The organism is Polaribacter sargassicola, assembly GCF_021991835.1.
Taxonomy (GTDB): domain Bacteria; phylum Bacteroidota; class Bacteroidia; order Flavobacteriales; family Flavobacteriaceae; genus Polaribacter; species Polaribacter sargassicola.
Genome location: NZ_JAHDAU010000009.1, coordinates 68,124 through 82,704 on the forward strand (window position 1 = coordinate 68,124; position 14,581 = coordinate 82,704).

Consider the following 14,581-nt stretch of genomic DNA (forward strand, 5'->3'; position numbering starts at 1 on the left):
CTTAGAGTATTGGTGTGTAAATTATTGTAATTGTTCCCTCTTTTAAAGGTTTTATAAAATCGATACCAATTCTCTTGGCATCTTTTCCTTCTCTCAAATATTTTACAGGAACCGGTTCTGGATTAATAGCAACTTTACCTCCAGTACTTTTTATTTCTACTTTTACTTTTTGGTTTTTACCTGTTAAAATTAATGTAGTTGCATTTACTATTTCGTATTTAGAATAGGTCATAATTGCGGTTCCAAAATCAACTTTTTCTGAGGCTTTAAAATCATCCTTTATAGTTATAATTCCGTTTTCAGACTTGTCATTTATCATCGTTCTTTGTAAAGATTCTAGCATTGATAATTCGTAAGCTGGTTTTAAATCCATCACTACTTTATCTATAGTCTCTTTAAAAACAGTTTCTAAAACTTCTCCTTTAAATTGATATCCGTTAGATTGTAATTTTCCATTAATTATAGGAACCGGATGCCCCCAAGAACTTCTTGCTTTATTATTCGGAGAGAAAGAACCAGCTCTGTAAGAAGGTGCACCAATATCTCCCGAAATTAAATCTTCATCTAACACTAAAATATAAGTACCAACATCACTATGGTTATGGTTTTCTGCATTATGACCCGCTTTAACGGCTATCGAAAAAGGAGTTTCTTGTTTTCCTCTAGAAATAACCATTCCAAAATCTTCAAAATACGTGTGATTTTCTAAAGTAGAATTTTGATTATTTTCTGTTGTATTTGGACTAAATAATGCTGGATTATTCCAAGCGATAATTTGTTCTACCGCTTCTTCAAATCTAATTTCATTAGGTTTTATTGCTCCATAATATTTTGATGATAATACCCTAGCAAAATTGCTACCTTTACTTGAGGTATGCGAAACTCCATCTGCAAAAGGAGCACAAGTTCCATTTTGTATTTCAAAATGCTCAGGAAAATTACCTACTCTTTTTAGTTTTTCAAAATCTTCCCCTTCAAATAAATTTATTTTACCATCAGTATATTCGAATATAATTTGCGCTAAATACAAATAATGACCAAAACCATATCCCCAATATCCCAAACCTTCAGAACAATAACCATCGTCTCCAAAACCACTTAAATAATATTTCATTCCGTTTATTGCTGTACCAACTGTTGCCAAACGTTCTTCATATTTTTTTGAATTGGTAATCGTCACAAAAACAGTTCCACTGGTACATACAGAATTCCAATTACTTTGCCCATCAATCCATCTATTATTTTTATCTAATCTTTTGGCACTTTGCAAATAAGAGTCTGTAATTCTTCTCTGTAATTCTGTATTTATTTGACTTTGCAACTCCTTAGAAAGTACATCTCCTAATAAAGATTTTGCTAATACTAAAACAGAACCAAACTTTCTAGCCCCTAAATCAATCGTCATTCTTTTGCCTTCTAAAACAGTATTATTGTCATCATCATGGTTAGGATGTAACCAAGATTTCATTGCTAAAATTGCTTTTGAATAGGTATGAATTTGTGGAATAAATTGCCCTTTATTTTCGATACATTCTGCTAAAATAAAATGTTCTAAACGATCCATTGTTCTGTAATATCTTGGCTTATAAATAGGTCTATTTCCTTCTTTATTAGCTCTTCTATAAATTTCATCTGTAATTGGTACTTCTGGATCTTTAGGTAATAAAGTAATTGCTTTTTCTAAATAAGCTTGTCCAGAGGTAGTTGCTGCTATTTTATTCCAATAAGATCTATCTGTAATATTAGGAGCCGGTTTAAAAGCTTGTTGTGGTATTACTTTTTTTAGCATTTCTATTTGCTTTGCAGAAGGGTATATAGTATCTGCATTGGCTAAGGATAAATACTCTTTAATATTTAGCGGTTTTTGTTGTATGGCAACTTCTTTCTGACAAGAAATTATTAAAAACAAGGTAAAAAAGAAGGTACAATAAAGTAAGTTTGATAAAATATTTTTAGATTTCATTTTCTGTATTTATTTAAATTAAATAAGCTTAAATATAATATTTAAAATTTATTTTGGCCATACCTTTATTTTATTCTCACCCAATTTTAAATCTTTAAAAGGTCCAACCATAGAAGACAATTTATTTCTTTTTTCTCCAAAGAAATCTTTATCTATCCATCTAAAAAATTAACAGGACTTTTATTGATAACTATTACAATTTTAAAAAAACTATTAAATCATTTATATGAAACAAAATTCATTTTATTATAAATAATACCCCTTTTCTATTTTTTAAGGGATATAGGAAGAAAATAACCGGAGACAATTCGTTATAACTAAAGACGTAATTAAAAAATTCGCTTTTAAAAGCGGATACCTCTTTTTTACTACTACTCTAAAAAATGAAAAAATAAGATTTCTTAAAAACTGACTTGTAGTCTATTTTTTACTAAAAATGATTAGAGTTATTTCACATCCATCCAAGTTAATTGTTCCCAATTTTCTTTTACAAATGGTTGTGGTTCTCCTTCTGTAGATCGACCATTTTTTATAATGTTAGTAATTTTTTCTTGAAGCTTTTGTACAACTTCTGGATGTTTAAAATATAAATTAGTTGTTTCTCCTGGATCTTTTTCTAAATCATACAGTTCAAACAATGCTTCTCCTTCTTCGGGTTCTATTAATACAGGTTTTAAAGAACCTCCAGAACCTCTTAACATGTTCAACTTCCATTTACCTTGTCTTATTGCAAAATGTCCTGTAAAAGAATGATGAATAACTGCTCTGTTTGTATCTAACTCATTTTTTGTATCCTTTAAAACAGGATATAAACTATAACTATCTTCACCTGCATTATCCAGAATTTTAGCTCCTACAATATCTGCAATTGTTGCTAAATAATCTGACTGGCAAACCGGCATATCTACTTTTCCTCCCGCACTAATTACATTAGGCCAACGCATTAAAAATGGCACTCGGTGTCCTCCTTCATAAATATCTCTTTTACCTCCTTTAAAATTCATGCTACTGTAATGATTATAGGTATCTCTTTGATATACGTAATTAGATTCAGCTCCATTATCCGAAGAAAAAATAACCAAAGTATTCTCTTCTAAACCATTTGCTTTTAAAGCATCTAGCACTTGCCCAACACGATAATCTGTTTCTTGCATAAAATCGCCATAATTTCCACAAGTACTTTTTCCTTGAAAATCTGGATGTGTACAATGCGGTAAATGCGGACTAGTTAAAGGCATGTACAAGAAAAAAGGGTTGTCTTCTTTAGCTGCATTGTTAATATATTCTACAGCTTTATTGGTTAAATTTTCTAAAACATATTCATCAATTAAACGACGGTGCTACCTCTACATATCCTTTGGCAATTTCTTCTTGATAAGGCGGTGTCATTCTATATGTACGTGGTGTAATGTCCATTTTCTTTTTAGTAAATAAAATTGGAGGATCAAGCACTTTGTCATTTTCTAAATAGGTTAACACACCATAATTCATAGAGGCTGGTACACCAAAAAAATAATCAAATCCTTTTTCTATGGGGCCATCTGTAAAAGGTTTAGACCAATCTCTACCTTCTCCTCTTTTTCCTTCAAATTCCATTTGAAGATGCCATTTACCAATCATAGCGGTTTTATATCCTTTTTCTTTAAGTAAAGAAGCAATTGTTACTCGTCCATCTTCTATCAAACAAGGTCCATCTGCTCTTAAAACCCCTTTTTTTAAAGATGTTCTCCAACTATATCTACCTGTTAACAAGCTATATCTAGATGGCGTACAAACTGCATCACTACTATGCCCGTCTGTAAAAGTGATTCCTTCGTTAACCAATCGATCCATATTTGGCGTAGAAAACTTGGCTTCTGGATTTAATGCACTTACATCTCCGTAACCTTGATCATCAGTATAAATAATTACAATATTGGGTTTCTTTTCTTCTGATAATTTTTCTGGTTTACAAGAAACCAACGAGAAAACGCTTATAAGAATGGTTATTTTTAATATACTTTTCATTTTTTAATTATCAATTATTATTTTTTACAATTACGTTGGCAACTTCTTTTATTTGATTTAAGGTACTAACAATGTTATTTATTTTTAGCGAAAAACCTGTTAACTCATGGTTCAATCTATATAAACTATTACCTCTAATACAGTTTATTTTACATCTTTTTAATTGTCTTTATCATCATTTTACATCGTAGAATAATCATCTTCTGGTTTTGTTAAACTGAATCTTTAATTTAAATAACTTTCTTTTTATTATTATAAATAAAACAGGCAAACACCTTAAACGATGTTTGCCTGTTTTACAATATTATAAGATCTAAATAATCTATTTTGCTAACTCAATTTTAACGACTGTTACTGTAGCATCTGGTGCTAACATTGGTACATCAACTAAAACCTCTCTAGAAGTTGCCAATGTTGTTAACTCGGTTTTAGGATCTGTTAAAATAGTGGCTTTTTTAACTTTAATATCTTTGTGTAATTTTAAAGTTCCTGATGTTGGCCAGTTAAAAACATGAGCATATAAAACACCATCTTTAGTTGTGTAACGTCCCCATTTTGGTTTTTCGTAAGGACTAGCAGATGCTCCATAAATAGCTTCTCCATTTTTCTTTGTCCATTCTCCCATTGCTTTTAAGCGTCTTATACTTTCTGATGGAAAACGTCCAAATCCATCAGGACCAATATTTAATAAAAAGTTTCCTCCTTTAGATACAATATCTACCAATTTCTCTATTAAATCTTCACTACTTTTCCAATTATTATCCGATGGTTTGTATCCCCAAGAACCATTCATTGTCATACAAGCTTCCCAATCAGAATCTATTCCTGTATCAGGAATTTCTTGTTCTGGTGTACCAAAATCTCCGGCAAACTGTCCTGGTTTGTTGTTCATTCCATCCATTCCTGTTCTACCTTTGTCTACTCTATTATTTACAATTGTATTTGGTTGAATATCTCTTATGTATTTATACAAATCTTTACCCATTTCTGTGGTATAATCAGAAATCCAATCACCATCAAACCAAACTACACCAATATCTCCATAATTTTTTAATAACTCACCAACTTGTGGTTTCATATAATTCTCGTAATACTCTGGGAATTCTGGGTTTACAACCGATGGATCATCATGTTGAGAAATATTATAATTTGGATATAAGTTTCCTTGTGCTTGTGGATGATGCCAATCTACAATTGAATAATAAAAACAAAACACAATACCTTGTTTTTTACACGCTTCAGATAATTCTTTAATAATATCTCGTTTAAAAGGAGAAGCATCCATAACATCATATTTAGATACTTTAGAGTCCCATAAAGCAAAACCTTCGTGATGTTTAGAGGTTAGTACAATATATTTCATACCAGCTTCTTTTGCCATAGTTACCCAAGCATCTGCATCAAACAATTCTGGGTTAAACATTTTTGGATATTTTTCATACTCTTCTATTGTATAATCTAATTTATCCATAGCCCATTCTGCTCCTCCGCCAGCAATTTTAGTTCCGCGTTCTCCACCAATTATAGAGTATGCTCCCCAATGAATAAACATACCAAACTTAGAGTCTCTCCACCACTCCATTCTTTCATCATCAGAAAGCTTTTTTACTTTCGATTTTTTTTGTGCATTTGCATTTCCCAAACAGAAAATAGCTACAAATAATACTAATAAAGATTTTTTTAACATTCTTATTAAATTTTAATTTGGTTTTCTTTTTTACAACACTATAAAAAAATAACATTGCAACCCATTTATCATGTTGTTACAATGTTATCGTTTTTTAATCTTTTTCTGTTTAAATAATGGTTCATCTTCTATAAATTATGATTTATATAGTCCTTTTATCCTATTAAAAACAAGCATTTAATGATTTTTAATCTAAAACCTAAAAATAAAAAAGGTCTTTATTATATCAATTACAAAGATGTTGCAAAATGTTCTTATCTAATTTTATTTTACTCTAATTGTTAATTTTTTTTCTGATTGATTTCTCATCACCACAAGGTCTAAAATATCTGTTTTGTTTTCAACATTTATTTTAAAGAAATCTTGCACATTCTTTACTTTTTTTCCTCCTGCTTGTAAAATAACATCTCCTTTTTTAATTCCGTTATTTTGTACAGCTGGGCTTGGTTTCCAGATACGTAAAATAATAACACCTTCTGGTGTATTTAATCCGTAAGCAGATTGTTCTTGCTCTGAATCTACACTTTTAATATTGTTACGCAACCAAGCAACAACAGGACTACTTTTATTTTCTGATGGATCTTTTATTACAGGAACTTCTGGTGTTTTAGCAATCTTTTTTAAACTTGCTTTTTGAACACCAAATTTATTCATAGGGAAATTCTTAAAACCTATTTTAATTGCTGGTGAATTTTCTGCTACTGTAAAATCTAATTCAGATGGATTTTTAAACATCGGATCTCCATAAATACTATGCAAATCTCTATTATAAATTTGAGGCTTCATCATCGATTCTTCGTTAGGAAACAAATTATAATCTAATTCTTTTCCCCAGCCTAATAAACCAACATCTTGATAGGTATCTGCAACAATATTATGTTTAAAAACATCTCTACTATTGGCAAACCAAACATGCGGATGCAAAGAATTATTTACCATGATATTGTTTTCTGCTACACGGGCAAAACCCTCACGCAGCTTTAAACCACTATTTAACAACAAGTTATTATAAATATGATAATTAGAAGAACCATCATCTAAATCAATATCCCAACCATGATCGCAACGAAAACGGTTGTTTCTAATAATGGTTGTTTTTACGGCATCCCACAAATACATATCTGGATGTTCCGTAGTAATTTCGTTCATTTTACCACGTTGTGGATGCCAAAAACGATCTCTTCCCCAAGAATTAAAAGAGCCATGATCACTGGTTTCTAAAACCGTATTAAACACATCATTAAACTCTAAAATATGTCCTCCCCAAGTTCCATCACCTATATTAATACCCGCTCTTGGTACATCGTATATGCTGTTATAACTTACTGTAATATCCATAGCCATAGATATTTGCACACCTGCTGTTTGTTTTTCTGTACGCCCAATTCTGTGAATTAAATTGTCTTTTACCAAAGATTTTCTAGGATATAATTCATTCTTAGGACCTGTAACAGTATCCATTTCTGAAAGTTCTACAAATTGTCTATAATTAAAAGATGGAGAACGTACTGCAGATGCATCACCTACAAAAGAGACTGCACTTGCTCCGTTATCATGAATATGATTTCCTAACACTTGCAAGCCTTTGTTGTACTTACTTGCCATAATTACATTTCCTCCCAAGTAAACAAACTCATTATCTTTTACCACACAGTTTTCTGTACCTTCAAAAAAGACAACACTTCCTCTATAAATAGACCAATCACTACGCAATAATGGTTCGTATTTTTCCATAAATGTACGTTTTGTGTACTTAAAACTGAGGTTGCTAATCGTTACATTCTTTACCGGTTCTTCTAATGTTCCTAAAACCTGAATTAAATCTTTAAGTACTGCAACCTCTATTGTAGCGGTATTTATACTTACATTTTCTGTAGGCCAATAATACAGTAAATGTGCTTTTTTGTCTAAATACCATTCTCCCGGACTGTCTAGTTCTTCAAAGACATTTTCTACCATTCTAAATTCCTTATGTGGCTTAGAACCTCTGTTGTTTTGTTGACCTCCTTCTAAAGTAACTTCTCCATTTTCATCAACTCCAGTAATCTCGTAATGAAATCCTCCCCATTTACCACTGTGTAAAGCATGAAAAAAACCTCCTTTCGGGTTTTGCCAAGTAGCAACACGTTCTTTTGAAATCGCATCTGCAGCAGAACCTTGCCAATATTGAGAAGCTTCATCATAATTAGGATAACGAGCTAAAATTTGTGGTTGTTCATTTACAATTAATTGATCGAAATCTAAATTTTCAGCAACAGGAGTTACATAAATGGACTTATTGTATTTTTTCCAATTTGAATTGATTTTTACAGAACCTTTTATGGTTACCTCATCAGCATTTGTCCCTTTTATCGTTAATCCGTTTAACAAAGGAGAAATCTTAATAGACCCTTTTAAATGATAAGCTCCTGGAAGAATATTGATATTTACCTTTGCGTTTTCATTTTTTAACTTTAAAGCTCTTGCTTGTTCTACAGCAGATTCTATACTTGAAAATGATTGCCCCTTAGTTCCTTCATTTTTTAGAGAACTTTTAGCAGAAGACACTAACAAGTTTATGGTTTCTGGTTTTTTAAAAGTAGGTTTTCCTTTTACATATCCTAAAGATTCTAAAAACACATCTGCTTCATAAGTGGTTTTTAAATAATGCTCTCTTCCTTCTTTTTTCCATTGATTAAAAAAACCATGAGATTGATTTTTATACACAAATAAATCACACCTACTACCAACAGCTTCCATTTTTGCTTTGTAATTTTCTGCCGTTGCAACAGGAATATGTTGGTCGTTATCGCCTAAAAAGAAAATAGTAGCTGGTGCTCCCTTTTTAATATTATGTAATGGCGAAATCTCTTGATATCTATCGCCAATTCTTTCAAAACCATAACCTTCTTTGCCATTGTCTATAACCGGATTGTATAAAATTAATGCGCTAACTTTTGTTGTTACAGACAAATCTTCGTTAGGCTCGTTTAAACCTTCTAATAAAGTAGTTGCTGCTGCCAAATGTCCTCCAGCAGAACCTCCAGATGCTACTATTTTTTTAGAATCTATATGCAATTCTTTGGCATGTGTTTTTATATATCTTATGGCAGATTTTGCATCTCTTACCGCATCAAATGGTGTTGTTTTATTTCTGTTTTCTACTCTGTAATCTACCAAAATAGCCACCATGCCTCTTGAGGCAAAATACGTTGCTTGATCTTTAAATTGGGTAATACTTCCACCTTTCCAACCTCCTCCAAAATAGAAAACAATAGCGGGTTGTTTTTTCTTTACTTTCTTTGGATAAAAAAGCGTCAGTTTTAAAGTATCGCCATCAATTATTTTGTAAATAAGTTCTTGTGGCAAAGTTTCATTTACATCAATTTTATTTTGACTATTAGTAGTTGTAAATGTCAATAAAAAAAATACTGCTGTAATTAAATTTTTCATCATTTTTCTATACGTTTTAATAAACGATTACTGCTTTTTCATAGGCTTTAGACAATCTAAACTCTAATTGATTTGGGTTAGATCTGTTAATTTGCCCTTGTCTTCTACTTATCAATTTTCCGTTTTCATATACTTTTAATTCTGCTGATTTTTTTCCATTTAAAAACGGAATTCGAATCAATGCTGCATCGCTATTTTCTATTTCAAAACCATTCGCTGTACTTTCAATCGCAATATTTATAGGCAAGCCAGAAGCTATAATTTGCCAACCATCAGATTCGTATTTGTACATGCCAGATAAAAATAGGTAATCTATAGCATTGCTGTCTTTTATTTTTCTTTTAATAGAGAACAATCCTTTTTGATAAAATTCTTTTTCTTCTACCACTTCTTCTTCAGATGCATTTAATATCATATAATCTGTAGTGATTTCATCACTTAACAATACTGCAATTTTTTGAGTACTAAAGTTGTTTGTAGAAGTACCAAAAGATACATTTTTTATAGGATTTTCCTCTCCGTCTATATAAGGATTAAACACCATTGCAAACGGATTGTCCCAAGCCTCTGCCTCTCTTTTAACAATTAAAGTAGCTAAAGAATCTTTTAAGACTTCTATTGGTGCTGTTCCTTTAGAAATGGCATTAGACCTTGGCGATAAGGCTTTGTATATACTTTGTTTTTGGCTTCCTTTTACCCAAATTTTCATTAAATTATCTGACTTATTTTTTTCTTGCAATCTAAAAATAGCTTGTACATCTTTATCTGTGCTTGCTTTCTTTTTACTAGACAAATAATCAAACCCTTTAATATCTCCATGCTTACTTCCAAAATCATCTGTTGCCTGCAACTTTAATGCATTTCCGTTTACACTTAATAACTCTAAAGATTGCCCTAAATTATGATACAAATAATCGTGTCTTTGTATTCCTCCTGCTTGTTTTTTAGATCTAAAAACATCAACAATATAACTTTTAGCTTGGTTTCCCTTTACAATTGCTGTAAACCTTTGTTGCTTCGATTTGGTTTTAGGCTCAAAAAAAGAAACGTTAGAAAAAGTAAGCATCTTAAAATTTGTAACTTCTCCCGATTTAGGGAAACTTTGTTCTAACACAAAAGGATGATATCCTCTCATGGCTTGATAATCGGATTTTCCATCGACGATAACCGTATTGTGTGCTGCAAATTTTGAATAATATTCTTTAAAATCTGAATGCCAATAACTAGACCCTTTTCCAGAATCTGGTCCTAAAACATAATTGTTGGCAAACAACTCTAAAGAAATTCCATTTGCATGAGAATGATTTCCATAAGAACCAACAGTAGCAACCATTGTTGCATCATTTCCTTTTCCTAATCTTTGGTTAAATAAACTTACGTTAGCACTGTAAAAAGTAGGAGAAACCATTTTACTTATATCTGCTTTTGTTTCTTTATCTATCGCTAACTCATCCACATAAAAAAACAGCTCAAACAAACTATTTGCTTTTCTTTTGTATTCTCCTTTTTTAATAATTTCGGCTAATAAGTTGGTAATATTTTCTTCTTTTTCTTTATTCTGATATTTTCGATAATTAGAAATTAACAGCTCAAAATTTTCTGGCGGAATTGATTTGTGCCCAGAATCTCCAAAACCCAATAAATAACCGCTTGGAAACAAATAATTAAAAGATGCCAAAGCTGCTTTTTCAATCATAGGAAAATTAGACAGTTCGTTCCTATTTGTAGCGTTATCTAATAGCGTAAAAATGTCTAAAAGAGTTGTAATTACATGTACAGAATACGAAGGACATTCTGGCCAAATACCACTTTTTTGATCGTACACCAACAAAGATTCTTTTACAGATAATTGCCTAGCTGTAGAAGTATTAAATGTATATTCTAAAAAATATTCTCTTCCTTTTTTATTTTGATAAGCTTTGTTCTCATCTAAAATTAATGCCACATAAGTTAAAAATCTTGCTTGAAACAAATTCCAGTTATTATCTGGTATTCCTTTTTCTATAATTTGATCTCCCCATCTTTGAAAAACTGCTGCTGTTTTTTCTAAATCTACTTTTTCTTCTTTAAAATAATCATACAAAAAATCATACGTAGTAATTAAGTTGATCAATATTTTTTCGTGAATAACTTCAAATGTTGCCAATCCAGAAATTCCTTGCTGATTTCCGTTCTCTAAATCTACAGGTGCTTCTCTGTAATACATGCCAAGTATGTAGGTTTCAAAAACTGGCTTTGCAAATTCTGCATATTTTTTATCTCCGGTTACCCAATATAAAAAAGCAGCATCTTGTACCAAACTCATAATTCTAGCATTTATATTCTCTATCATATGACCTGTTTCAGCAGCTTTAACCCATTCTTTTTGATGCGTTTTTTTATGCGTTACATAAAATCCTCTTTCATCATCTAAATAAGGTATTACCTCTTCTAACTTTGGTGTATTGTAATTTGTTGCCCAATCTCTAGTACCCGAAAAACGAACTGTAGGTACAGGAGCTTTTCCTTCAGAATGATGAAAATCTCCTCCTTTTAAAAAAACTTTATCATGCTTGGTTTTCCAATTCATTTGCAATCTAGACACCAACCAAGTAGCATCTTCTGCAACATAATTTAAATATTTATCTAAGTTTTCTTTTTTCTTATCTAAAAAAAAATTTTTCCAAGGCGTATTGGCTATTCGTTCTAAAAACGCCGTTTTAGAATCATTAGTGGTATAAATTCTTGGATGCTCTAATTGTTGTCCCCATGTAAAAAAAGAGACAAAAAATAGAACTGTAAATATTAAAATTCGTTTCATAGACTACTTAAAAACTATTTTATTTCCAAATCATATCCTGCAGGATATTCTTTTGCTTTTCCTTTTTGTAACTTTATAAATAAGGGCTTATCAGACGAATAAAAATATTTACCATCTTGCATTCTAATTTCTGCTGTAATTGCTTTATCTACAGCTTCTATTTTAACTTTTCCTTTTTGTAGCAATTTTCCCTTTCCTAAATATAAATACTCAATTGCTCCATTTTTTTCGGAAGCAATTGCAAATACTCCTTGAAATTTAAATTTCTTAATCGGTTCATACACCTTGTTATCAATAGCGTTTCCAATAAATTGTGTACTATTTTTAGAAGAAACTTTAATACTTATCATATTTTTAGAAGTATGTAGGCCTTCTATTTTTTCGATACTTTTATTTCCTTTTTCATAGGCTTCAAAAACAGATACAAAAGGATTTTCTTTTGCATTAATGTTATTCTGACGCACAATTAAAGTGTGTGTTACTTGCGGACTTTTATTTATCTGATTAGGTGTAATATCATTTCTTAAAGTGGTTGGTGGGGCTTCTACGGCATAGATTTCTCTATTTTTTTGTCCCATCATCCACATGTTTACTTCTAAATCATTAAGATCCCAAATGGCATTAAAATCATTTGCGTAAGCAACCTTTTTCTGATTTTTAAAGAACGCATAATTTTTATTGTAATCAACGCCCAGATCATTTACCTTTTTTAAATCTAAAGCCGTTTGATTGTTATTTTTAAGCACTACAGAATTCCCCAAATTATGATGAATAAAATCATTATTTGCTTGATCTGATCGAAATACATCTACATAATATCCTGTAGTTTTAGAAGTACGAATCATCGCTACCAAACGGCGTTTTTCATCCGCAGATACATCTGCAAAAGACACTTTTTTTGATGTTGTTTCTGTATTGTAAAAACTGGTTTTGGTATCTACAAAAGGGTCCATTGCATTTACAGTAATTGCTCCTTTTTTATATCCTGGCACAATGGTATTAGAACCTGTTATTCCTCTATGATAACCTGCATCTTTAGACCAATAAGATTCGTATGCAGAAGCATCCGGAGCTAAAGACCATCCTTTTCCGTAAAACTGCATAGCTAAACCATTTTCTCCCAAGTGAGATTGATATCTTCCACCGTATAAAGTAAACATCATTCCATTTTGTTCATCATTTCCATTCTTAAAAATTAGATGTCTATGAAATTCGGAATAAGCTGCTTCTTGAAAAGGCAATTCACTTTCAGAAGCTGGTAAAGGTTGATTTAATATAATTCCTATCCAATCAGATTGCGATCTATCATATTGACCAGATGCCGTATTTTTTCTGATGACAGTAGCCATTTTTTTGGCTGTTTCAGTATCTCCTTCCCAAGTTGCATACGTTAATAAAGACTCAAAAGCAGACATGTTAGCAGGGCCACCACGCATGTCACCAAAAACAACCAAGTTTCCACGAGCATCTAACCAACCTAAATTTGCCAATGCTGCTTTGGTAATTATTGGGTTTCCTTGTAAAGTGTTTACCCCTGCTTTGTACAACTGTAATCCCATATCTAATACAAAAGGAATCATACCAGATGCATAACCTGGAGACTCTGGCCACAAACCTGTTACCTTATTATAATTTGCCATTATTTCTGGCAAACCTGCATAATGATCTCCAGATTTTTCGGTGTAAAACGGAATGTAATATTCTCGTCCTTTTCCGTCTTCATAAAAATCATTCGATTCTAAAACTAACATACTTTTTAAGATGTTTTTGTAACGGTTTACGTTCCAGTTTCCTTTTTTACCACCTCTTACCAATCCTATTTCTATAAAACGTTTAAAAACTGTTCCTGCTACATCTACTGTCTTTTTATTGATGTTTTTTAAATGCTCATTAGGATGTTTGTTTAAATAATCATACAAAAAATCATAAGTAATTGCCATTGGGATTTGTCGATCGTCATGAATTACTTCATAATCATAATATCCTAAAATTCCTCCTGGTTTGTATCCTCCGGGTCCTCCTGCAGATTCTTTTGGGTCTAAAGGCGGATTCATATAATAAACACCCAGTAACCATTTCCAGAAAATATCCGAAGAAAATTGAGCATATTTTTCGTCTTGGGTAATGTAATATGCAAAAGCCGCTTTTTCTGCCAACTTTAAAATTTCCATATTGTTTTGACGAACCATGTGCCCTGTTTCTTTATACGGAATTAAAACTGGTGTTTTATCTGATTTAGAACGGCTAATTCCTAACATGTCTCCGGTTTCGTTATAAGGAATTCTATCTTCTAAAGGTACGTTTACATAATCATTCCATCTACGCATTCCTGGCAAACGTACAGTTGGCACAGGTGCATTTCCTTCTCCATAATCCCAATCTTGCTTTTTAATATAACATTGGGTATATCTTTCTCCTTCTTTCCAATACATAGCCAATCTAGACACCATCCATTCTGGGTCTGATTGATGACGATTTACATGTACCTCTATTTCTGAGAGGATTTTTTTCCATGAAGCTTTTGCCCAATCTTCTTTTTCTATTTTATCTAATAATACAGTTCTATCTTTATTAGTAGCAAACAATCTTGGGTGTGGTACTACTTCTTGAGCCAAACAAGTTGTAATAATAAAGCTAAAAACTAAAAATAAATAAATGTGTTGCTTATACTTCATGTTCAATCTAATAATTG

Annotated in this window: 7 protein-coding genes; all 7 read right to left on the bottom strand. The window is 31.5% G+C overall.

Features of this window, described 5'->3' with window-relative positions; all coding sequences use genetic code 11:
* Nucleotide 1: 1 nt before the first annotated feature.
* A complete protein-coding gene (locus KI686_RS13670) occupies nucleotides 2-1,963 on the bottom strand; it encodes a hypothetical protein (RefSeq protein ID WP_237589884.1) in 1,962 nt (653 codons plus the stop codon).
* Nucleotides 1,964-2,409: 446 nt separating this feature from the next.
* Nucleotides 2,410-3,291 carry a sulfatase-like hydrolase/transferase gene (locus KI686_RS13675; RefSeq protein WP_368735874.1) on the bottom strand — a complete coding sequence of 294 codons (882 nt, stop codon included), beginning with the start codon at nucleotides 3,289-3,291 and terminating at the stop codon, nucleotides 2,410-2,412.
* A complete protein-coding gene (locus KI686_RS13680) occupies nucleotides 3,287-3,970 on the bottom strand; it encodes a sulfatase-like hydrolase/transferase (RefSeq protein WP_237589885.1) in 684 nt (227 codons plus the stop codon). Before KI686_RS13680 ends, KI686_RS13675 begins: the two co-directional genes overlap by 5 nt.
* A gap of 322 nt (nucleotides 3,971-4,292) precedes the next feature.
* Nucleotides 4,293-5,657, bottom strand: coding sequence for an alpha-L-fucosidase (locus tag KI686_RS13685; RefSeq protein ID WP_237589886.1), 1,365 nt, complete (start codon nucleotides 5,655-5,657; stop codon nucleotides 4,293-4,295).
* 264 nt (nucleotides 5,658-5,921) lie between these two features.
* Nucleotides 5,922-9,092, bottom strand: coding sequence for an alpha/beta hydrolase fold domain-containing protein (locus KI686_RS13690; protein ID WP_237589887.1), 3,171 nt, complete (start codon nucleotides 9,090-9,092; stop codon nucleotides 5,922-5,924).
* 13 nt (nucleotides 9,093-9,105) lie between these two features.
* Entirely contained in the window at nucleotides 9,106-11,889 is a 2,784-nt protein-coding gene (locus tag KI686_RS13695; protein WP_237589888.1) for a heparinase II/III domain-containing protein, read from the bottom strand.
* 14 nt (nucleotides 11,890-11,903) lie between these two features.
* The gene (locus KI686_RS13700; RefSeq protein ID WP_237589889.1) at nucleotides 11,904-14,564 is read right to left on the bottom strand and encodes an endo-acting ulvan lysase-like protein; all 2,661 of its coding nucleotides are present in this window, start codon (nucleotides 14,562-14,564) and stop codon (nucleotides 11,904-11,906) included.
* Nucleotides 14,565-14,581 lie beyond the last annotated feature (17 nt).

Bases quoted from the DNA above. Each gene is read 5' to 3' on its own strand.
- KI686_RS13670 (WP_237589884.1), bottom strand. From the start codon at position 1,963: ATGAAATCTAAAAATATTTTATCAAACTTACTTTATTGTACCTTCTTT.
- KI686_RS13680 (WP_237589885.1), bottom strand. From the start codon at position 3,970: ATGAAAAGTATATTAAAAATAACCATTCTTATAAGCGTTTTCTCGTTG.
- KI686_RS13685 (WP_237589886.1), bottom strand. From the start codon at position 5,657: ATGTTAAAAAAATCTTTATTAGTATTATTTGTAGCTATTTTCTGTTTG.
- KI686_RS13690 (WP_237589887.1), bottom strand. From the start codon at position 9,092: ATGATGAAAAATTTAATTACAGCAGTATTTTTTTTATTGACATTTACA.
- KI686_RS13695 (WP_237589888.1), bottom strand. From the start codon at position 11,889: ATGAAACGAATTTTAATATTTACAGTTCTATTTTTTGTCTCTTTTTTT.
- KI686_RS13700 (WP_237589889.1), bottom strand. From the start codon at position 14,564: ATGAAGTATAAGCAACACATTTATTTATTTTTAGTTTTTAGCTTTATT.